This window comes from Streptomyces sp. ICBB 8177 (assembly GCF_003144095.1).
Classification (GTDB): domain Bacteria; phylum Actinomycetota; class Actinomycetes; order Streptomycetales; family Streptomycetaceae; genus Streptantibioticus_D.
Genome location: NZ_NSKH01000003.1, coordinates 82,689 through 103,620, shown reverse-complemented (window position 1 = coordinate 103,620; position 20,932 = coordinate 82,689). Strand labels below are relative to the sequence as shown.

Below are 20,932 nucleotides of genomic sequence, written 5' to 3'. Positions count from 1 at the left end.
GGGGCGTGTGGCCGGGCGGGGCGTGAGGCGGTCGCGACCGCCGGACGGGTGACGCGAGCGGCGGGTGCGACGCAGGTGAGATTAGGCTCACCTGCGTGAGCACGTGCGCAGCATTCTCCCGCGAACTGGCGGAGCCGCCTGCCGCGACCGCGTCCCCGGCCCGCACCTGGCTGCTGGTCGAGCAGCCGGGGCCGTGGGGCGCCAAGGCGCTCACCGCCGGCCACCTGGGCCGACGGCTCGGCCACACCCTGGAGGACGCCGCGTCCGGCACCGGGGTGCGCGTCGCGCTGATCCGGCGCCCCGGCCCGCACGCCGACCGCCACCGCCCGCGCCGCCGGGTCTACGCCTGCCACACCGCGCCCGGCGCGGGCTGGCTGCGTACCGCGGACCTGGCCGACCCCGGTGAGCTCCTGGACCTGGACCTGGCACGGTTCGGCGCCGGGGCGCACGACGGCTTCGGGGCGCCGTACGACGGGGAGCCGCTGGCCGCGGTCTGCACCAACGGCAAGCGCGACCGCTGCTGTGCGCTGCTCGGCCGCCCGCTCGCCGCCGAACTGGCCGCCGCCGGGCTCGGCGAGATCTGGGAGGTCACCCACCTCGGCGGCCACCGCTTCTCGCCGACGATGCTGGTGCTGCCGTACGGGTACGCCTGGGCGCGGCAGGACGCGGCGTCCGCGAAGAGCGTGCTGGAGACGGTCCGCGACGGCCGGATGGTGATCGACCGCTGCCGGGGCCGCTCCACGTGGGAACGGCCCGGCCAGGCCGCCGAGTTGGCGGTGCGCGAACTGACCGGCGAGGACCGCGCCGAGGCGCTGGACGTGCGGCGGTGCGAGGAGACGGCGTACGGGTGGAGCGCGTCGGTGGCCCACGTCGACGGGCGGACGTGGACAGCGGAGGTGGAGCGCCGGGCCGCCGGGCCCGCGCGGCCGGAGAGCTGCGGCGCGGCGCCCGGCAACCCGGCGCTGATGGCGGTGCGTTCGCTGCGGGCCTGCGGCACGCCGGTTCCCCCGCGTTAACGCGTCGGCGTCGCGGCGGCCGTCGTGCGCGTGCCGGCCTGCGCGGGGCTCGCGGCCTTCGCCGTTGTCGCGGCCTTCGCCGTCGTCGCGGCCTTCGCCGTCGTCGCGGCCTTCGCCGTCGTCGCGGCCTTCCTCACGAACGCGTCGGTGTAGGTCTTCGACAGGTCGACGCTGTGCCCCTTGACCGTGGGGTCCCAGGCGGACAGCACGCCCAGCACGGTCCTCGGCCCGTCGGCGGGCATCAGGCCGGTCGGCGAGTACATGCCCTTCTCCTTGGCGAGCGCGGCGGTGTAGACGGCCTTGCCGACGCCCGCGTAGTAGGCGGCGGGCATCTTGTCGGTGATCTGCGCCGCGCTGTGCGACTGGATCCAGTGCAACGTCTCCACCAGGGCGTTGACGAGCTTCTGGACGACCTGCGGGTTCCTTTCCACGTACGCCGTCGTCAGGTACAGGCAGGAGGCCGGATAGGTGCCGCCGAGCGCGGCCCTGGTGCCCTGTGCGGTGCGCAGGTCCACCAGCGGCTTCGCCAGGCCCTTGCTCTCCAGCACCGAGATGGTCGGCTCCGTCGTCATGCCCGCGTCGATCTGCTTGTTGCGCATGGCGGCGACGAAGGTGGAGCCCGCGCCGACGGCGACCGAGGTGGTGTCGGACGGCTTCACCCCGTCCTTGGCGGCCAGGTACTCGGTGAGGAAGTTGGTGGACGAGCCCAGCCCGGTGACCCCGAGCTTCCTGCCCTTGAAGTCCGCGGGCGACCTGACGGTGGACGCCTCGTCGGAGCGCACCATCTCCACCTCGCCGGGCGCCTGGAGCAGTTGCACCACGGACTCGATGGACTTGCCCTTGGACAGCAGGTCGATGGTGTGGTCGTAGAAGCCGACCACCGCGTCCTGCTGCCCGGCGAGCATGTCGGTCTCGGCGTCCACGCCGGCCGGCTCGTCGGACAGCACCGCGTCGATGCCCTGCGCCTTGAAGTAGCCCAGCTTCTGGGCCAGCATCAGCGGCAGGTAGATCTGCTTGTCGATGCCGCCGACCATGATGCGCACGGTCGACTCGCCCGAGGCGTTCTTGGGCGCGGTGCGCGCGCCGCCCCCGGCACAGCCGGACAGGCAGAGCGCGAGAGCCGTACAACAGGCGGCGGCGAGACGGGACGTACGGGCCATGGTGGGCCTCCTCGGAGGGTGCGCGGGGACAAGGGGGGTGCGATGGGGGCGCGTGCGCCGTACACGCTTGGGCGCGCGGCGGGCCGTCACAGCCCGGCCGAGCCGGACAGCGCGGTGGGGCGCCAGCGCAGGACGCGCCGTTCGAAGCGGGTGATGAGGAACTCGGCGACCAGCGCGAGGACGGCGATGACGAGGATGCCCGCGTAGACCCCGTCGGCGTTGAACTGGCCCTGCGCCTGCTGGATGAGCTGTCCGAGTCCGGCCTGCGCGCCCAGCACCTCGCCGACGATCGCGCCGATCAGGGCGAACCCGAACGCCGCGTGGAGCGAGGCGACGATCCAGGTCATCGCGGACGGCAGCACGACCCGGCAGGTCACCTGCCACTCGGAGGCGCCCAGCACGCGGGCGTTGTCGATGAGGTTGCCGTCGACCTCGCGGGTGCCCTGGAAGGCGTTGAAGAAGACCGAGAAAAAGACCAGGACGACGGCGAGCGCGACCTTGCCGGAGGGTCCGAGGCCGAACCAGATGATGAACATCGAGCCGAGCACGACCCTCGGTACGGCGTTGCCCGCCTTGATGAACGGAGCCATCACCTCGGCCAGCACCCGCACCCGCCCGAGCGCCACGCCGAGCACGACTCCCGCGACCACGCCGATCACGAAGCCGAGCACCGTCTCCTGCATGGTCACGGCGATGTTGTGCCAGATGGAACCGGATGCCGTGCCGTGCTCGAACCAGGTCCTCAGCTGGGCGACGACCCCGGACGGCGATCCGTAGGTGAAGCTGTCCAACGCCCCGTGTGAGGCGCCCAGTTGCCAGCCACCTAGGACGAGGGCGACCAGGGCGAGCTGGGCGCACAGCACGAGCAGCCCGCGCAGGCGGCGCCGGGTCCTGGCGGCCCGCAGCAGTTCCGCCTCGGAGGGCTCGTCGGCGGGGAGTTCGGCGGGCGCGGTGGCGAGTTCGGGCATCAGTGCACCTCGGCGTCGTCGGAAGGGGTGGGGGCCTGGGGAAGGGAAGTGGCAGGGGCGGGCGCGTCGGCGGGGGTGGCAGCCGCGTCGGCGGGGGTGGCAGCCGCGTCCATCGCACCCGCCCCCTTGTCCACGCCCGCGGTCCGCGCGTAGGCGAGCCGCACCTCGTCGCGCAGGCTCGTCCAGATCCGCTCGTACAACGCGACGAAGCGCGCGTCGAAGCGGATCTCCTGGACCCGGCGCGGCCGGGGCAGGTCGATGGCGAAGGTGTCCTTGACGGTGCCGGGACCGACCGTGAGCACGACGACCTTGTCGGCGAGCGCGATCGCCTCCTCCAGGTCGTGGGTGACGAAGACGACCGCGGGGCGGGTGAGTTCCCACAGGCCGAGCAGTTCGTCCTGGACGATCTGCCGGGTCTGCACGTCCAGCGCGGAGAACGGCTCGTCCATGAGCAGGATCTCCGGCTCGTTGATCAGCGTCTGGGCGAGCGCGACGCGTTTGCGCATGCCGCCGGAGAGCTGGTGCGGCAGCCGGTCCTCGAAGCCGGACAGCCCGACGCGCCGCAGCCAGTCGCGGGCCGCCGCCACCGCGTCGCGCCGGGGCACGCCCCGGAAGCGCGGTCCGGCGGCGACGTTGTCGAGCACCGTCCGCCACGGGAAGGCCGCGTCGGTCTGGAACATGAAGCCGACCCGCCGGTCCAGCGACGTCACCGGCTCGCCGTGCAGCAGCGTCCGTCCCGCGGAGGCCGCCTTGAGGCCGGAGATGAGCGAGAGGGTGGTGGACTTGCCGCAGCCGGTCGGCCCGACGACCGCGCAGAACTCCCCCGGGGCGACCGTCATGTCCAGGTCGCGCAGGGCGGTGTAGACGCCGCCGGACGGCGTGCGGAACCTCTGGGTCACCCCTCGCAGTTCGATCGCGGGAACCGCGTCGGTCGTTGTCGCGTTCACTTGAGTAGCCGCCTCACGTCGCTCCTGTGCCGCCGACGCCCCGGTGGTCGTGGCGTCCCGGTGGTGTGGTGTCCGGGTGGTCGTGGTGGTCCGGCGTGTCCGGCGTCGCCGGGTGTCCGGTGGTCGTGGCGAGCGACCGTAGGCGGCGCGGACGGGGGCCGACGAGGCTTGCGCGCGTTGCGCGGGTTCACCGCGTTCTCGCGGGTTCTGCTCGTTCTGCTCGCGGTCGCGGGGGTGGGCACGGCGGGCGCGGCCGTGCACAATCTGCCAATGCCCCTGCGCACCCCGGGCCGTGCGATGCCCTGGTCACGCGGCCGCAACCGCAAGCTGTCCGCCCGCATCCTCGCGGCCCAACTGGCCATCCTCGGTCTGACGGGCGCGGTCGGCTTCGTCCTGCTCGCGCTCGCCCAACGCGCCCAGCTCGACCGTCAGTACGAGAACGAGGCGCTGGCCATCGCGTGGACCACGGCCGCCGAGCCGCAGATCCGCGACGCGATGGAGTACGGCGGCGGGGGCGACGTGGTGCAGAGCGTGGCGGAGCGCATCCGCAGGACCTCCGGCGCGTCCTACGTGGTGGTCACCGACCTCGACGGCATCCGCTACTCGCACCCCAATCCCCAGCTGCTGGGCAAATCGGTCGGAACGCCGCTGGCCATCCTGGACGGCAGGCCGCACGTCGGCATCGACCACGGCACCCTGGGGCATGCCGCCAACGGCAAGGTCCCGCTGTACGGCCCGACGAACACCCTGGTCGGCGAGGTGTCCGTGGGCATCGAGGAGAGCCGGGTCTTCGGTCGACTGCGCGGCGAACTCCCGGTCTTCGCGCTGTACGTCGGCATTTCCCTGGCGGTCGGCGTGGCCGCCTCCTCCCTGCTGGCGCGCCGGCTGAAGCGCTCGACGTTCGGCCTGGAACTGGAGGAGATCACCGGGCTGCTCCAGGACCGCGAGGCCATGCTGCACGGCATCCGGGAAGGCGTGATCGGCTTCGACCGGCAGGAGCGGATCACCGTCGTCAACGACGAGGCGCGGCGGCTGCTGGGCCTGGGCACCGCGCTGGGCACCCGGCTGGAGGAGGCGCTGCCGGACGGGCGGTTGCGGAGGGCGCTGAGCGGCGAGCTGGCCGACGGCGGCCTGACCGGTGCCGACCTGACCGTGCTGACCGACCGCCACTGCCTGGCCGTCAACCGCCGCCCGGTGACCCTGGGCGGCCAGGAGCTGGGCGCGGTGGTCACCGTACGCGACCGCACCGAACTCGTCGGCCTGCTGCGGGAACTGGACTCGGTGCGCGGCCTGACCGACGCGCTGCGCTCGCAGCAGCACGAGTTCTCCAACCGCATGCACACCCTGGCCGGACTGCTGGAACTGGGCGAGTACGCGTCGGCCCTGGAGTTCGCGGTGGAGTCGGCGGGCGCCGAACCCTCACTGGCGGAGTCGGTGCGCGAACGCATCGGCAACCCGCTCATGGTCGGCCTGGTGATGGCCAAGACCACGGTGGCCGCGGAACGCGGCGTGCGCCTGGAGCTGACCGAGGACTCCCGCCTGAGCGAGGAACCCCCGCACCTGAACCGGCTGTTGACCATCGTCGGCAACCTGCTGGACAACGCGGTGGAGGCGGTCGCGTCGGCGGGATCCGGCCCGGCAGCCGGTTCTTTGGGCGTATCGGGGGGCGGCGGCGCGGGTGCCTCGGCGGGCCTTTGCGGTACGGGCGAGGTGCGGCTGTCGCTGGTGGAGTCGGACGCGGACGTGACGCTGACGGTCGCCGACAGCGGCCCCGGCGTCCCCGAAGGGGCACGGGAACGGATCTTCGAGGACGGCTGGTCGACGAGCCCGGATCGCGGGACCGTCCGGCGCGGCCTCGGGCTGGCTTTGGTGCACCGGCTGGTCCGGCGGCACGGCGGCACGATCACGGTGAGCGAGGGAGCGGGAGCGGTGTTCACGGTGAGGTTGCCGGTGGCCGGGGCGGGGCCGAGGCCGGCAGGAGTGCCCGCACGCGCGGTCTGGGGCGCGGCGGAGAGAGGAGCAGACGGATGACGATCGTCGACGCGACGCCGATCAGGACGCTGGTCGTCGAGGACGACTTCCGGGTCAGCGGCATCCACGCCGCGTACGTCACCCGGGTCGCCGGTTTCGAGGTCGCCGGGCAGGCCGCGTCGGTGGCCGCCGCGCTCGCCGCGGTCCGCGAACTGAGCCCGGACCTGCTGCTGCTCGATGTCTACCTGCCGGACGGCTCCGGCCTCGACGTACTGCGCCGGCTGACCGACGAGGCCGGCGGGGCGCGTCCGGACGCCGTCGTGACCACGGCCGCCCGGGACGTGGCCTCGGTCCGCTCGGCGATGCGGCTGGGCGCGGTCGGCTACCTGGTCAAGCCGTTCGGCGCGGCCGCGCTCGCCGAACGGCTGGGCGCCTACCGTGATCTGCGCCACCGGATGGACGCGTTGGAACCGGGGGCGCAGGCCGACCAGGCGGACGTGGACGCGCTGTTCAGCGCGGCGCGACCGGCCGCGCTGCCCCCGGTCCCGGCCAAGGGGCATTCCGCGCCGACCCTGGCGCTGGTGCGGGACGCGGTGCGGGCGGCGCGACGCGACCTGTCGGCGGCGGAGGTGGCCGAGGCGACCGGCGTCTCCCGTGCGACCGCGCAGCGCTATCTGTCGTACCTGGTGCGCGAGGGCCTGGCCCGCCTGGAACTGCGCTACGGCACGACCGGCCGCCCCGAACACCGGTACCGCGCGAGGGCGTGACCCTCGTCGGCGCGCGGTGGCGCGTTCACACCGCGCCCGCGCCGGTCAGCGACCGCACCTCCAACTCCGCGTGCCGCCCGGCGTCCGCCCGCTCGCCGGGCAGCACGGTGCCCAGCCAGCCCGCGAGGAAGCCCAGCGGGATGGAGACGATGCCCGGGTTCTGCAACGGGAACCAGTGGAAGTCCGCGCCCGGGAAGATCGCTCCCGGCGCACCCGACACGACCGGTGAGAAGAGCACCAGCACGACCGCGGGCACCAGTCCCCCGTAGATCGCCCAGACCGTTCCCCGGGTGGTGAACCTGCGCCAGAACAGCGTGAACAGCAGGGCGGGCACGTTCGCCGAGGCGGCCACCGCGAAGGCCACGCCGACCACGACCGCGGTGTTCAGCCCTCGGGCGAACAGCGTCAGCACGATCGCGACCGCCCCGATTCCCACGGCCGCGAACCGCGCCACCCTGACCTCCTCGCGCCCGCCGGGCTCCGCCGCGCGGCGCCGCAGCCCCGCGTACAGGTCGTGCGCCACGGAGGCGGAGGAGGTCAGCGTCAGCCCGGCGACGACGGCGAGGATCGTGGCGAAGGCGATCGCCCCGACCACGGCGAACAGCACGGTGCCACCGGTCGATCCGGAACCGCCGCCCAGGTCGAGGGCGAGCAGCGGGACCGCGGTGTTGCCCGCCGGGTCCGACTCGCGCACCGCGTCCGAGCCCACGACGGCCGAAGCGCCCAGCCCCAGCACCATCGTCATCAGGTAGAACACCCCGATCAGCCCGACCGCCCACACCGCCGACCGGCGTGCCGCCCGCGCGGTCGGCACCGTGTAGAACCGCGCGAGGATGTGCGGCAGCCCCGCGGTGCCGAGCACCAGCGCGAGGCCGAGGCTGAAGAAGTCCAGCCGGTTGGTCCACGACCCGCCGTACTTCAACCCCGGCCGCAGATAAGCCGATCCGTGGCCGCTGCCGTCGGCAGCCGCGCGCAGCAGGCCGTTGACGTCGCCGTGGAAACGGAGCAGCACCAGCACGGTCAGCGCCACCGTCCCGCCGAGCAGCAGCACCGCCTTCACGATCTGGATCCAGGTCGTGGCCCGCATGCCGCCGAACGCCACGTACACCACCATCAGCGTGCCGACACCGACGACGCTCCACGCCCGCGCGTAACCGCCCTGGTCGCCGAGGAGCAACGAGACCAGACTGCCCGCGCCGACCATCTGCGCCACCAGGTAGAGCACCGACACCGTGATCGACGAGGTCCCCGCCGCGACCCGCACCGGCCGCTCGCGCATCCGCGCCGACAGCACGTCGGCCAGCGTGAACCGCCCGCAGTTGCGCACGAGTTCGGCCACCAGCATCAGCACTCCGAGCCAGGCGACCAGGAAGCCGATGAGGTAGAGGATGCCGTCGTACCCGTAGAGCGCGATGAGCCCGGAGACGCCCAGGAACGATCCTGCGGAGAGGTAGTCCCCGGAGATGGCGAAACCGTTCTCCATGGGCGAGAACATCCGGCCCCCCGAGAAGAACTCCTCCGAGTCGCTCCGGCGCCGCCCCACCCACACGGTGATCGCCAGCGTCACGGCGACGAACACCGTGAACAGCGTCATCGCCAGCCCCTGATGCTCCGTCGCCGACGCGGCCAACGGGTGTGCCGGGACCGCCTCTCGCACCCTCATCGGCACCCCGCTCACCGGACCCGCTCCTGGGTGTCCCACCGCAGCTCCAACGCCGCCCGGTCCCGCCGCAACCGGGCGTGCCGCGCGTACGCCCACGTCAGCAGGAACGTCGTGCCGAACTGCGCCAGCCCCGCCACCATCGCCACGTTGACCGCGCCGTCCACCCGCCGGGCCATCAGCCCCGGCGCCATGGTGGCCGTCAGCAGGTACGCCAGGTACCAGACGAAGAACGCCGCCGACGCCGGGAACGCGAACCGCCGGTACCGCCTGCGCACCTCCCGGAACTCCTCCCCCGCCTGCACCTCCTGGTAGACCCCGGTACGCTCCGGCGGCTCCGGACGTGGCGGCTCCTGCCACGGACCGGCGTCGAGAGCCGCCGCCCAGGGGTCCTCCACCCCGAGCCGGGTCCCCTGCGCGCCGTCGTGAACGTCCACGGTGAATCTCCTTGAGCCGCACGCCGATCGGCCGGTGGCCTTGGGCCGGCCAGGCCATGTGGGCCCAAGAATGGACAGAACGGAACTGACGTCTCACGCGGTTGCCGAAACGTTCACTCCATCAGGTGACACCCCCCCGAAACCGGCCGCCGCCTCCCCAGGGTCACTCCCCGCCCCTGCCGCGCGCCGGGTTGATCCCGTGCAGGTACGCGTACCGCACGGCCTGTGCCCGGTCCCGCACCCCGGTCTTCGCGAACAGGTTGTTGATGTGCGTCTTGACCGTGGCGTGGCTGACGAAGAGCCGCGTCGCGATCTCCGCGTTGGACAGCCCGTCCGCCACCAGTCCCAGCACCTCGGCCTCCCGCGCGGTCAGCCCGTCCGGCAAGTCCGTTGTACCGGCCTGCGGCTGCTGCTCGGCCCCTGGCTCGGCATCGGCGCCGTGGCGATCCACACCGACGCGATCAGCGCTCTCGGCGCGGTCGGCTTCACTCGCGGCGCCGAGGCCATCGCGCCGAAGCGCCGCGGGCTCGCCCTCATCCCCGGAACGGATCGAGGCCCCGGCCCGGCCGCCACCTCCCGGGTCAACGGACGCCGCGGTGCCGAAAGACGCCCCCTGCTGCGACAACCGCTCCAGCAACCGCCGCTGCACCTGCGGCGACAACCCCGCCTGCCCGGCCACCACGTCTTCGATCGCCCGCAGGATCTCCTCGCTGCCTGCGTCCTTCGTCAGATAGCCGCGCGCCCCCGCCTGCAACGCCGGGAAGAGCGAGTCGTCGTCGCCGAACGTCGTCAGCACCACCACCTGCGTCCCTGGGTGGTCCCTGCGAATCCGCCGGGTCGCCTCCGCCCCGTCGCACCTGGGCATCCGCAGGTCCATCAACACCACGTCCGGCGACGTCTCCGCCACCAGCCGCACCGCCTCCTCCCCGTCACCCGCCGCGCCGACCACGTCCAGCCCGGGCAGCAGCCCCAGCAGCGTCACGATCCCCTCGCGGACCACCGTCTGGTCGTCCGCCACCACCACCCGTACGACACGTCCGGTCATTACGCCGGCACCCGCAGACGCACCACGAACCCCTCCTCGGCCGGTCCCGCCTCCAGCGTCCCGCCGAGCAACTCGGCGCGTTCACGCATCCCGAGCAGACCGTAACCCGCTCCAGAGGCACTCAGTCCGTTATCCACAGGCTGACCGCCGAAGTCCCTCACCTCCAGTTCCACCTCCCCCGGCTGATAGTCGAGACGCACCGCCACCATCGCCCCCGGGGCGTGCTTGCGCGCGTTGGTCATCGCCTCCTGCGCCACCCGCCGCACCGCGAGCCCGGCCTCGGCGGGCAGCTCCCTGCGCTCTCCGTCGATACGCAGCCGCGCCCCCTCGGACTCCACCAACTCGCGCAGGAACTCCTCCGCCGGCGTCATCTCCCCTCGCAGGGCGGACAGCGCCTGCCGCGTCTCGGCCAGCCCCTGCCGTGCCATCCGGCGGGCCGCGACCACCCGGTCGAGTACCTCCTCACGCTCCCCGCCCCGCTCGATCAGCAGCCGGGCGGCCTCCAGGTGCACCATCTGCGCGGACAGGCTGTGCGCCAGCACGTCGTGGATCTCCCGCGCGATCCGTCCACGTTCGCGCAGCGCCGCCGATTCCGCCTCAGCGGCCCGCGCCGCCCGCTCCTGCGCCAGCATCCGCTGGGTGTTGCCCCGCGCCTCCGCGTCCAGCCTCATCACGTATCCGACCAGGCAGATCCCCACGACGGACAGCGCCTTGTTGAGCCCGCTGTCCGTGCTGCCGACGGTCACGTAGGAGCCGAGGGCGCCCGTCGCGACCAGCGCGGCCGCGGCCAGGGGCAACCGCTCGATCGCCATCACCGCGCAACCGCACCACAGCACCGTCGCCACGACCTCCGCCTGGGCCGACCACGCCATATAGGCGGCGCCGATGAGCAGCGCCATCATGGCGACCGACTGCCAGAGTCGATGGCCCAGCGTGTAGTGGATCAACCCGTAGACGATGACTCCGGTGAGGAGCACGGCGACGACCAGCGTCAGCATCGACCGCGTACCCGCCGTCTGACGGTTGGCGACGGCGTCCCACACGAGCGCCGCCAGCACCGCCAGCCGCATCAGCCAGGCCAGGCCGCGCTGCGTCGCGGTGCGGCCCTGCTTCGCCAGCGCCTCTCGCGAAGGCCACTGCGTCCAGAAGGTCAGCCCCACGTAGGCACCCTTCGCTCCGACCATCGTCACGGTGCGGCCGTCGCACCGAACCCGACCGGCTCCAGCTCACGCGCCCGCCAGACGACCAGCCCGGTGCGTATCAGCAACGTCCCCGCCAGAGCGAGCATGGTCGCTCCCTCGCCCTGGTGCACCCCCATCATCGCGCCGACGGCCGCGAGACCGATGCGCAACGCGATGCCCCCGACCCAGGCGGCGGCCGTGGCCTTGGTGCCCTTCGTCCACACCACGCCGTCCTGGTCACGCCATATGCGGCTGGTGAACGCCCAGACGACACCCATGCCCGCGCCTATCAGCAGCTCTCCGGCGAGCAGCCCCACCGAGACCGCCTGGTGGTGGGCGTCGACGATCCCGTGCTCCCGCAGTGCCAGATAGAGCAGCACGGCCGGGAGGATCCACCAGCTTCGGCCGTCCTTGACGCGGCGGGGCCGGCTCTGGCGCACGATCACCAGGGCGACGACCGCCACGATCACGACGATGTTGGCCAGACCGGACATGAGGAGTGCCTCCGAGCTGCGAAGAAGACCGCTGGATCACGGCCCGCTGATCAAGGCCCGCTGAATCGGGGGCGCTTGGAACAGGGGCCGTGCCGTGCTGCTGAAATCGAAGCTACGAGGGCCAGCCCCCGTCCGGATCGGCGCCAGGGTGGAGCTTCGGGTGGAGATGCTTCTCCACCCTGGGGTGGAGAAGCCTCCTGAGTAAGGCGCGAGGTGGCGCGGTTAGGCGCGGGGGCGGCCGGTGGTCGGTGTTCGGCGACCGGCGACGGGGCGGTGTTCGGCGACGGGCAACGGGGCGGTGTTCGGCGACGGGCGGTGCGGCTCATCGACGGCCGGAGGCGCGGGTGGTCGATGGCGGAGGGGCGGCGGCCGTCGGATCGCGGGGGCGTTCCCGTCGCGTGGTCGTTCAGCGCCGGGCGGGAGGGCCGGCGCGGGCGGCGGTCACTGTGGCTGTAGGGGTGCGAGGGCGGGCCGGAACCCGCTCACTCCGCCGACGGCAACAGCCCAGGCCAGAGCAGGCGCGAGATCTTCAGCGTGCACCGGCTCGCGCCGCCTACGTCCCTGAACACGTCCACGGGCATGCCCACGCCCACGTCCACAGGCAGGCCCGTGCGCCCCCTTGCCTCGCAGCGCCTCACCGCGCAGCCGGCGCCCCACCCCCGGCCACCCGCTCCGGGGTCCGGCTTCCGCCGGCCCCCGGATCTCACGCGTCGATGCGGGACCTGTCCAGCGTGGCCGCCGCGTTGGTGATGAACTCCTTGCGTGGGGCGACCTCGTTGCCCATCAGCAGGTCGAAGACGCGCTCCGCCGCCTCCAGGTCGCTGATGTTGATCCGGCGCAGGGTGCGGTGCCTGGGGTCCATCGTGGTCTCCGCGAGCTGGTCGGCGTCCATCTCGCCGAGACCCTTGTAGCGCTGGATGCTGTCCTTGTAGCGGACGTTGCGACGCTGGAGGTCCAGGAGCGTCTGGCGCAGCTCGTTGTCGGAATACGTGTAGATGTACTTGTCCTGCCCCTTCTTGGGGTTGGTCAGCTCGATGCGGTGCAGCGGCGGCACCGCGGAGAAGACCCGCCCCTCCTCGACCATCGGCCGCATGTATCGCTGGAAGAGCGTGAGCAGCAGGGTGCGGATGTGGGCGCCGTCCACATCCGCGTCGGCGAGGAAGATGACCTTGCCGTAGCGCGCCGCGTCGATGTCGAAGGTCCGGCCGGACCCGGCTCCTATGACCTGGATGATCGCGCCGCACTCGGCGTTCTTGAGCATGTCCGAGATGGACGACTTCTGCACGTTGAGGATCTTGCCGCGGATCGGCAGCAGCGCCTGGAACTCGGAGTTGCGGGCCACCTTCGCGGTGCCCAGCGCCGAGTCGCCCTCCACGATGAACAACTCCGTGCGGTCCACGTCGTCGCTGCGGCAGTCGGCGAGCTTCGCCGGCAGCGACGACGACTCCAGGGCCGTCTTGCGGCGCTGAGCCTCCTTGTGCTGTCGGGCGGCGATGCGGGTGCGCGCGGCGGCGACCACCTTCTCCAGGACCGCGCGGGCCTGCTGCTTCTGGTCGCGCTTGGACGAGGTCAGGAACGCCTTCAGTTCCTTGGCCACCACGTTCGCCACGATCCGGGAGGCGGCCGAGGTCCCGAGGACCTCCTTGGTCTGGCCCTCGAACTGCGGCTCCGCCAGCCGTACGGTGACGACCGCCGTCAGTCCCTCGGTCGCGTCGTCCTTGGCGATGTCGTCCTCGGCGACGCGCAGCAGCTTGGTGGAGCGCAGCACCTCGTTGAGGGTGCGGGTGAGAGAGCGCTCGAACCCGGCCACGTGGGTGCCGCCCTTGGGCGTGGCGATGATGTTCACGAAGGAGCGCAGGGTGGTGTCGTAGCCCGCGCCCCAGCGCAGCGCGATGTCGACACCGAGGTCACGGGTGACCTCGGTCGGCGTCATGTGCCCGCGCTCGTCCAGTACTGGCACGGTCTCCTTGAACGTCCCCTCGCCCTGCAGTCGCACCACGTCGCTCAGCGGCTTGTCCGGCGCGAGGTACTCGCAGAACTCGCCGATGCCGCCGTCGTAGTGGAAGACCTCCTCGACGGGGCCCTCCTCGCCCGCTGCCGCCCGCTCGTCGCGTACGAGGATGGTCAGCCCCGGCACCAGGAAGGCGGTCTGGCGGGCTCGCTGGTGGAGGTTCTCCAGGGAGAGCCTGGCGTCCTTGAGGAAGATCTGCCGGTCGGCCCAGAAACGCACCCGGGTGCCGCTGCGCGTCTTCGGTACCTTCTTGGCCTTGCGCAGCCCGCTCGCCGGATCGAACGGCGCGTCCGGCCCCTGCTCGGTGAAGATCCCGGGCACTCCTCGCCGGAAGCTGATCGCGTGGGTGTGGCCGCCGCGGTCGACCTCGACGTCCAGGCGGGCGGAGAGCGCGTTGACCACGGAGGCGCCCACACCGTGCAGACCGCCGGAGGCCGCGTAGGAGCCGCCGCCGAACTTCCCGCCCGCGTGCAGCTTGGTCATCACGACCTCGACGCCGGACAGCCCGGTCTTGGGCTCCACGTCGACCGGGATGCCGCGGCCGTTGTCGCGGACCTCGACCGAGCCGTCGTCGTGCAGCAGCACCTCGATGCGGTCGCAGTAGCCGCCGAGGGCCTCGTCGACCGCGTTGTCGATGATCTCCCACACGCAGTGCATCAGGCCGCGACTGTCGGTCGAGCCGATGTACATGCCGGGGCGCTTGCGGACCGCCTCCAGGCCTTCCAGGACGAGCAGGTGCCGCGCGGTGTAGTTGGAGCCGTCGCGGTCCGCGCCACTCAGCAGGGCGGTGGACGGCGCTGAAGTGTCGGCGGTCACGCGGGCGGCTCCTCGTACATCTCGTGCGGCGCGGTGCGTCTCGTGCATCGCGGCAGTCCTGGGTCCGGCCTGGGTCGGCCGGGGGTCGGCGGCTGGCGGGTCCGGGTCGTGCGTGCCGAAGTTCGCCGAGGAGAGGGTACCGATGCGTGCGGTGGCGGCTTCGCCACGACCCGGTTTCCATCTCTCATGCTAGCCCCGGTCGGACAGGTGTTCGATCCCTCGTCCGAGTGATAGCCACATCACGTTCCCAAAGAGGCATGAACCATTTAGGCTCCGGGCACGTCCTCACCAACAACCGGCAGCCAGCCGGGAGGCGAAAACCGGACGAAGTCCCACATAGACCCCTGAAAGCCACATCGAGACCTATTCGCCGCCAACCGGTAGCATCCGGCCTCCTCGGGCAGATTCTTCGAGGAAAAGCCACGAGCGGGAACGTTTTCGGCCTGGTTGGATGTTGACCCTGGTACGACAGCTCGTCGAGCTAGAGAAGAGGCGACGTGACTACTGTTCTGACCCCCGCAAGCCCGCTGACCGCGGCAGACCGCTGCGACCGCTGCGGCGCCCAGGCCTACCTGCGCGTCGTTCTCATCAGCGGTGGCGAGCTTCTCTTCTGTGCCCACCACGGGCGCAAGTTCGAGCCTGAACTGAAGAAGATCGCCGCGGAAATACAGGACGAGACCGGACGACTCACCGCCGCCCCTGCGGCAGTGGTCGAGGACTGATCCCCGACACATCGCGAACGACGACGAGCTCGGACCGGCACCAGGCCGGAAACGGAGCGGCCACCCCGCCGAGGGGTGGCCGTTTCGCGTTCGCCGCAATCACCCGGAGTGCGGCTCCGAGCACACAGGGTTCGTGAGACGCGTGGGGCGAACGGGAGCGAGGTGACGGCTGGGGCCATCGGGCATTCGGTTGCCCCACGCCCACCGACCCGCGGTTCCCCGACCTCGCCGTGCCCACTGACCCGCGACCGTCCGACCCGCCCGCGGCTTCCGGCCGGCGACCGCCCGGGGCGCATCCGCGGCGCGCCCCACCGGGCCGCGCCTGCCGATCCCGGCGGACGACCACTCCGCCCACGGGGCCATTCCCGCGACCCGCGACGCATCCCGCCGGCTCGTCACGCGCGTCTCGTCTACAGGAACCGCGCAACCGCGCGTGCCATCGCCGAGACCCTGGTGTAGACGCCCGGATGCCGGGCCTCCCCGCATCCGGTACCCCAGGACACCAGGCCGATGAGCCGGCCGTCGGCCACGAGCGGCCCGCCGCTGTCCCCCTGGCAGGCGTCCCGTCCGCCCTGGTCGGCGCCCGCGCACACCATGGAGGCGGGAACGTAGGTGCCCGCCGCGCTGCCCGGGTACGCCTGACGACAACGGCTGTCGGGCAGCAGCGTGACGTCGGCCTCCCGCAGCGTGTTCGCGTACGCGCCGTTGCCGGTCGTGTCGCCCCAGCCGTAGACCCGTGCGGCCTGCCCCTCGCGGTAGTCGGCCGTGTCGTCGGCGGTCGCGAGCGGGATCACGGGGTGGCCGGGCAGGGGCCGGGCCAGCTGAATCACGGCGATGTCCCCGGCGTTGGTCTCCGGGTCGTACGACGGGTTGATCCACACATCCTTGATCGAGACCTCGCGGCCTTCGCGGGTGCTCAGATCGGTCCGCCCGAACAGCACACGCAGGTCCTTCACGTCCCGCCAGTCCGTGCCCAGCACGTCACGGCCGAAGCAGTGCGCCGCGGTGAGCACGACGTCCGGGGCGACCACGGCGCCGCCGCAGAACTGGCCCGAGCGGTCCGAACCGAAGCGTTCCTGACTGGCCAGGGCCACCACGTAGGGGTGTTCCGCGGTACCGGTGGGACCGCCGCCGATGATGCCTGCGTGTGCGCCGCCGGACTGCTTGGCGACGGCGGGAGCTGCGGGCAGGGTGAGCGGCGCGGTCGCCGTCAGCAGTGCCAGCCCGCCCAGCAGTACGGCGGTCGCCCGAAGTCGGGGCCTGATGCGCATACGGTCTCCTGACCTTCCGGAGCGGCTGGAACACTCAGCGTGGTCCACCCCGGGCGTACGCGCATCCGGAAGTCCGTTCCGTACGGCAGCAGCACGCACGACGGGCCCGGAACCCCGCGAAGGAGGTTCCGGGCCCGAAGGACACCGTGCCGTCCGGCGCCCGGCCGGCTCACGCCGGACCGGGAAAGGCGCCGGTCAGTCCAGGTAGTCGCGCAGCACCTGGGAGCGGGACGGGTGACGCAGCTTCGACATCGTCTTGGACTCGATCTGCCGGATGCGCTCACGGGTGACCCCGTAGACCTTGCCGATCTCGTCCAGCGTCTTGGGCTGGCCGTCAGTGAGGCCGAAGCGCATGGAGACCACGCCCGCCTCGCGCTCGGAGAGCGTGTCGAGGACGGAGTGCAGCTGCTCCTGCAACAGGGTGAAGCTGACCGCGTCGGCCGGGACGACCGCCTCGGAGTCCTCGATCAGGTCACCGAACTCGCTGTCGCCGTCCTCGCCGAGCGGGGTGTGCAGCGAGATCGGCTCGCGGCCGTACTTCTGGACCTCGATGACCTTCTCGGGGGTCATGTCGAGTTCCTTGGCCAGCTCCTCCGGGGTGGGCTCGCGGCCCAGGTCCTGGAGCATCTGGCGCTGGACGCGGGCCAGCTTGTTGATGACCTCGACCATGTGCACCGGGATGCGGATGGTGCGGGCCTGGTCGGCCATGGCGCGGGTGATCGCCTGCCGGATCCACCAGGTGGCGTACGTGGAGAACTTGTAGCCCTTGGTGTAGTCGAACTTCTCGACCGCCCGGATCAGACCGAGGTTGCCCTCCTGGATCAGGTCCAGGAAGAGCATGCCGCGGCCGGTGTAGCGCTTGGCCAGCGAGACCACGAGACGGAGGTTGGCCTCCAGCAGGTGGTTCTTGGCGCGGCGACCGTCCTCGGCGATGATCTCCAGCTCGCGCTGGAGTTTGGGGGCGAGCTTCTCGGCGGCGGAGAGCTTGTCCTCGGCGAACAGACCGGCCTCGATGCGCTTGGCCAGCTCCACTTCCTGCTCGGCGTTGAGCAGGGGGACCTTGCCGATCTGCTTGAGGTAGTCCTTGACCGGGTCGGCGGTGGCGCCGGCCGCAGCGACCTGCTGCGCGGGGGCGTCGTCCTCGTCGTCGTCGGAGAGCACGAAGCCCTCGGACTCGGGCTGGTCGGGGCCGGCCTCGCCGGGCTTGCCGGGAACCGCTGCCTCGTCGACCAGTTCCTCGCCCTCGACGATCTCGTCGTCGGACTTCTTGGCCGTGGTCTTCTTCGCCGCCGTCTTCTTGGCGGCGGTCTTCTTGGCCGCGGCCTTCTTGGCGGGAGCCTTCTTCACGGCCGCCTTGGTGACGGCCTCGTCGGCGCTGTCGTCGGCTTCGATGGCGACCTCCGCGGGGGCCGGGGCGGCCGCGGTCTTGACGGTGGCGGTCTTCTTGATCGCGGTCGTCGAGGTGGCCACGGTCTTGGCGGCAGTCCGCTTCGCCGGACTCTTGGCTGCGACGCTCTTACGGGTGCGCTTCGGCGCCTCAGCGGCACTGACCATCAGCGTCACACCCTCCTCGTCGAGGACCTGGTTGAGGCTGCGCAGGACGTTCTTCCACTGGGTTGCCGGAATCTGGTCCGCCTCGAAGGCCCGACGTACGTCGTCGCCTGCGATCTGGCCCTGTGCCTTACCCCGCTCAATGAGCGCCATCAGAGACTCGGATTCGGTGATCTCCGGCGGGAGCGTACGGGATGTGCTGGCCGACACGAACAACCTCTCGGAACGATGGGAACGACTTCCGACCGCGCCTGCACTCGGCAAGGGCCGCCGGCCGCCGGCGGGGATGGACCGGCGGTAAGGAGCGGAACCGCCTGGCAACACAGCGACGGGGATGTCGTCCGTATTCCTTCGGCGGTACCACCGCTTAGGTCATCGCGCTCCCCCTGTCGGCGTTACGCGGGTCTTACGTGGCCCGCGTCACACCGCAGTCCAGCGTAAACCAGGCCCCTGGCCGCGCCGGGTCGCAAGCCCCCAACCGGCGCCGAGCGGCGACGCCTTTCCCACCACCGCCGGCCCGGGCCGACCCCCGAACGCGAGCGCCGCCGGGCCCCTGCGACATGGGCCCGGCGGCGGCGCGGTACGTCGGGGCCGGATCCACGAGGGCTCCGACCAGAAGGAGGAGGGGGAGACGACGCCGAACCGATCCGAACGGAGTCGAGCGGGTCGAACAGACGGAACAGGTTGAACGGATCGAACGGGACCGGCACGACAGCCAGGGACGGTCGGGCGGACCGAACGCGTCCCGTACTTCGAGCGAGGTCGGTCGGCGAACGGCCGGCCAGGGAACGAACGGGGGCGCGCCGAGTCGGCAGTCAGTGCTCGCGGGGAGCGGGGACCACGTGGTCCACCTCGGGGTGCACCGTGAGCAGCTGCCGCATCGCGGCCTCCGCCGCCGCCGCGTCCCCCGTGGCGAGCGCCTCGACGATGGACGCGTGCAGGCCGACCGCCGCCTCGGTCGGCCGGTCGCAGCCGGTGACCGGCCCGCCGGAGACCTGGAGGGCGGAGGAGACGATGCCCGACAGGTGCTCCAGCATGCGGTTGCCCGTGACCTGGAGGACGAGCGCGTGGAACTCGGCGTCCGCCCGCGAGAACGTCAGGGAGTCCCCCTGAGCGACGGCGTGCGCCATGATCTCTGCCATGTCGGCGAGACGCTGCTGCACGTCCTCGCGCCCGTGTCCGGCCGCGAGCCGGGCGGCCAGCGGTTCGATCGTCCAGCGCAGTTCGCACAGTTCGCGGCGCTGGTCGTCGCGCTGCGGCCCGAACGCCCGCCACTCGATGATGTCGGGGTCGAGCAGGTTCCAGTCGCTCACCGGCCGGACCCTGGTGCCGACGTTGGGCCGGGCACTGACCAGGCCTTTGGCCTCCAGCACCCGCAGCGACTCCCGCACGACGGTACGGGAGACCTCGAAGCGCTGGCCGATCTCCTCGGGAACGAGCGGGCGGTCGGCCCCGAGGTCACCGGAGACGATCATCTGGCCGAGCTGCTGGACGAGTTGACCGTGCAGGCCTCGGCCCCGGCTGCCGCTCGCGCGGCGGCCGACCCGGCCCATCTCCGTGTCCACTCCGTCCCAGTTGGGGGTTCCGACGCGTTCGCTGCCAGGCGCGTCCGCGTACGGGTAGCGGTCGAGGTCGCCGGGCCCGGCGACGCCGGTGTCGGCGGAGCGGGCCGCGGTCATCATGGTGTGCGCAAGGGTACTCACGCATCATTTGTCGGCGATCCGTCCGGCAGCCTTGAGGGCTTTGCTGAAAAGCACACGAAAGGGTGATCGCCCCTTCCTGCACAATTGACGCTTTATCGTAAGGAATCGTGCGAACTACGGGGAGTTACGGACATCCGCAGCGCGACTTCACGCCCATGCGGTACTCAACGTCCGCGCAGCTCAAGGCCGAACCGGCGGCTCGACGCCCCAACGCCCTTGAATACGACCGCTGTTGACGAAGAGGCCCATCGCTCACACCTCGGGGCGCAGCATCGGCGGGTTGAGCAACGTCGCCCCGCCCGCCCGGAACAACTGCGCGGGACGGCCGCCCTGCCGGGTCGTCGTGCCCCCTGTCGGCACCAGGAAACCAGGGGTCCCGGTGACCTTCCGGTGGAAGTTGCGCGGGTCGAGGGCGACCCCCCACACCGCCTCGTACACCCTGCGCAGCTCCCCCACGGTGAACTCCGCCGGGCAGAAAGCCGTTGCCAACGACGAGTACTCGATCTTGGACCGGGCGCGCTCCACACCGTCGGCAAGGATGCGCGCGTGGTCGAAGGCGAGCGGCGCGGGCTGCTCGGGCTGCAACAGGTCCTCGATGGGCGCCCATCGCGCACCGCTCGCGTCTCCCCCGGCCCGCGGCGCGGGCAGATCGGGCGCCAGAACCAGGTGTGCGACGCTGACCACCCTCATCCGCGGATCGCGGTCCGGGTCGCCGTAAGTAGCGAGCTGTTCCAGGTGCGCGCCGTTGCTGCCTCCGTACGGGCCCGGCGCCCCGGCGGGGGACGTGCCGGCGGACTGCTGCGCGCGCAGCCCGGTCTCCTCCGCCAACTCCCGTGCGGCCGCCTCCGCGAGGTTCTCGTCGCTCCTGACGAAGCCGCCCGGCAGCGCCCACTGCCCCTGGTACGGCGGCTCCCCCCGGCGCACGGCGAGCGCGCACAGCGCGTGCCTGCGCACGGTGAGCACGACCAGGTCGACGGTGACAGCGAAGGGGGGATGGGCCGACGGGTCGTAGGGCGACATGGCGTGATCATAGTCGTCTGCCTGACGATAAACAGCGTGTTCCCCAGCACGTGCCGCGTGGCGATGCTCGCATCACCGGTCCGGACGGGGGTGGACCAGAGGTGACGGCGGAGCTGGCCGCGCCGCCGGACGGACGGGGCGCGACGGGCCGGGGCGGGCGAGCGAGAGGGCGACGAGGGCTGACGGCGGCTG

Annotated in this window: 17 protein-coding genes; 4 read left to right on the top strand and 13 right to left on the bottom strand. The window is 72.0% G+C overall.

Annotation, left to right across the window (positions count from 1 at the left end; translation table 11 throughout):
- Positions 1-95: 95 nt before the first annotated feature.
- The gene (locus CK485_RS03420) at positions 96-1,016 is read left to right on the top strand and encodes a sucrase ferredoxin (protein WP_109446766.1); all 921 of its coding nucleotides are present in this window, start codon (positions 96-98) and stop codon (positions 1,014-1,016) included.
- Here CK485_RS03420 and CK485_RS03415 read toward each other — a convergent pair.
- From CK485_RS03415 to CK485_RS03405, 3 genes are all read right to left on the bottom strand, one after another.
- Positions 1,013-2,176: an ABC transporter substrate-binding protein gene (locus tag CK485_RS03415; protein WP_109446765.1), complete on the bottom strand. Its 1,164-nt coding sequence runs from the start codon at positions 2,174-2,176 to the stop codon at positions 1,013-1,015. The two genes, CK485_RS03420 and CK485_RS03415, sit on opposite strands and share 4 nt — an antisense overlap.
- An 86-nt stretch (positions 2,177-2,262) precedes the next feature.
- Positions 2,263-3,144, bottom strand: a complete 882-nt coding sequence (locus tag CK485_RS03410) for an ABC transporter permease (RefSeq protein ID WP_109446763.1) — start codon at positions 3,142-3,144, stop codon at positions 2,263-2,265.
- Positions 3,144-4,091, bottom strand: a complete 948-nt coding sequence (locus tag CK485_RS03405; RefSeq protein WP_109446761.1) for an ABC transporter ATP-binding protein — start codon at positions 4,089-4,091, stop codon at positions 3,144-3,146. Before CK485_RS03405 ends, CK485_RS03410 begins: the two co-directional genes overlap by 1 nt.
- Before the next feature lie 270 nt (positions 4,092-4,361).
- Between CK485_RS03405 and CK485_RS03400 the strand changes: the two genes are divergently transcribed.
- Together CK485_RS03400 and CK485_RS03395 are read left to right on the top strand one after the other, a co-directional pair.
- Entirely contained in the window at positions 4,362-6,122 is a 1,761-nt protein-coding gene (locus CK485_RS03400) for a sensor histidine kinase (protein WP_109447541.1), read from the top strand.
- A complete protein-coding gene (locus CK485_RS03395; RefSeq protein WP_109446759.1) occupies positions 6,119-6,829 on the top strand; it encodes a response regulator in 711 nt (236 codons plus the stop codon). Before CK485_RS03400 ends, CK485_RS03395 begins: the two co-directional genes overlap by 4 nt.
- A gap of 25 nt (positions 6,830-6,854) precedes the next feature.
- On the opposite strand, the gene CK485_RS03390 is transcribed toward CK485_RS03395, so the two are convergent.
- The 6 genes from CK485_RS03390 to CK485_RS03365 form a co-directional block, all read right to left on the bottom strand.
- Positions 6,855-8,492 (bottom strand): cation acetate symporter, encoded by a 1,638-nt coding sequence (locus tag CK485_RS03390; protein WP_109447539.1) that lies wholly within the window; start codon positions 8,490-8,492, stop codon positions 6,855-6,857.
- An 11-nt stretch (positions 8,493-8,503) separates the two neighbouring features.
- On the bottom strand, positions 8,504-8,926 hold the full coding sequence (locus CK485_RS03385; RefSeq protein ID WP_109446757.1) for a DUF485 domain-containing protein: 423 nt from the start codon (positions 8,924-8,926) through the stop codon (positions 8,504-8,506).
- A 163-nt stretch (positions 8,927-9,089) separates the two neighbouring features.
- Positions 9,090-9,971: a response regulator transcription factor gene (locus CK485_RS03380; protein ID WP_109446755.1), complete on the bottom strand. Its 882-nt coding sequence runs from the start codon at positions 9,969-9,971 to the stop codon at positions 9,090-9,092.
- On the bottom strand, positions 9,971-11,155 hold the full coding sequence (locus CK485_RS03375) for a histidine kinase (RefSeq protein ID WP_109447537.1): 1,185 nt from the start codon (positions 11,153-11,155) through the stop codon (positions 9,971-9,973). Before CK485_RS03375 ends, CK485_RS03380 begins: the two co-directional genes overlap by 1 nt.
- Before the next feature lie 2 nt (positions 11,156-11,157).
- Entirely contained in the window at positions 11,158-11,646 is a 489-nt protein-coding gene (locus CK485_RS03370) for a CcdC protein domain-containing protein (RefSeq protein ID WP_109446753.1), read from the bottom strand.
- A 703-nt stretch (positions 11,647-12,349) separates the two neighbouring features.
- Positions 12,350-14,473: a DNA topoisomerase IV subunit B gene (locus CK485_RS03365; RefSeq protein WP_109446751.1), complete on the bottom strand. Its 2,124-nt coding sequence runs from the start codon at positions 14,471-14,473 to the stop codon at positions 12,350-12,352.
- Between the two features lie 497 nt (positions 14,474-14,970).
- Between CK485_RS03365 and CK485_RS03360 the strand changes: the two genes are divergently transcribed.
- Complete coding sequence (locus tag CK485_RS03360; RefSeq protein WP_109446749.1) at positions 14,971-15,195, top strand: hypothetical protein; 225 nt, start codon at positions 14,971-14,973, stop codon at positions 15,193-15,195.
- A gap of 410 nt (positions 15,196-15,605) precedes the next feature.
- Here the strand turns inward: CK485_RS03360 and CK485_RS03355 are convergent, their stop codons facing one another.
- The 4 genes from CK485_RS03355 to CK485_RS03340 form a co-directional block, all read right to left on the bottom strand.
- On the bottom strand, positions 15,606-16,466 hold the full coding sequence (locus tag CK485_RS03355; protein WP_109446747.1) for a serine protease: 861 nt from the start codon (positions 16,464-16,466) through the stop codon (positions 15,606-15,608).
- A 195-nt stretch (positions 16,467-16,661) separates the two neighbouring features.
- Complete coding sequence (locus tag CK485_RS03350) at positions 16,662-18,233, bottom strand: RNA polymerase sigma factor (RefSeq protein WP_109446745.1); 1,572 nt, start codon at positions 18,231-18,233, stop codon at positions 16,662-16,664.
- A 599-nt stretch (positions 18,234-18,832) separates the two neighbouring features.
- Entirely contained in the window at positions 18,833-19,720 is an 888-nt protein-coding gene (locus tag CK485_RS03345) for an FCD domain-containing protein (RefSeq protein WP_109446743.1), read from the bottom strand.
- Between the two features lie 252 nt (positions 19,721-19,972).
- On the bottom strand, positions 19,973-20,740 hold the full coding sequence (locus tag CK485_RS03340) for an NUDIX domain-containing protein (protein ID WP_109446741.1): 768 nt from the start codon (positions 20,738-20,740) through the stop codon (positions 19,973-19,975).
- Positions 20,741-20,932: the final 192 nt, after the last annotated feature.

Bases quoted from the DNA above. Each gene is read 5' to 3' on its own strand.
- CK485_RS03415 (WP_109446765.1), bottom strand. From the start codon at position 2,176: ATGGCCCGTACGTCCCGTCTCGCCGCCGCCTGTTGTACGGCTCTCGCG.
- CK485_RS03410 (WP_109446763.1), bottom strand. From the start codon at position 3,144: ATGCCCGAACTCGCCACCGCGCCCGCCGAACTCCCCGCCGACGAGCCC.
- CK485_RS03400 (WP_109447541.1), top strand. From the start codon at position 4,362: ATGCCCCTGCGCACCCCGGGCCGTGCGATGCCCTGGTCACGCGGCCGC.
- CK485_RS03395 (WP_109446759.1), top strand. From the start codon at position 6,119: ATGACGATCGTCGACGCGACGCCGATCAGGACGCTGGTCGTCGAGGAC.
- CK485_RS03390 (WP_109447539.1), bottom strand. From the start codon at position 8,492: ATGAGGGTGCGAGAGGCGGTCCCGGCACACCCGTTGGCCGCGTCGGCG.
- CK485_RS03380 (WP_109446755.1), bottom strand. From the start codon at position 9,971: ATGACCGGACGTGTCGTACGGGTGGTGGTGGCGGACGACCAGACGGTG.
- CK485_RS03375 (WP_109447537.1), bottom strand. From the start codon at position 11,155: ATGGTCGGAGCGAAGGGTGCCTACGTGGGGCTGACCTTCTGGACGCAG.
- CK485_RS03370 (WP_109446753.1), bottom strand. From the start codon at position 11,646: ATGTCCGGTCTGGCCAACATCGTCGTGATCGTGGCGGTCGTCGCCCTG.
- CK485_RS03355 (WP_109446747.1), bottom strand. From the start codon at position 16,466: ATGCGCATCAGGCCCCGACTTCGGGCGACCGCCGTACTGCTGGGCGGG.
- CK485_RS03340 (WP_109446741.1), bottom strand. From the start codon at position 20,740: ATGTCGCCCTACGACCCGTCGGCCCATCCCCCCTTCGCTGTCACCGTC.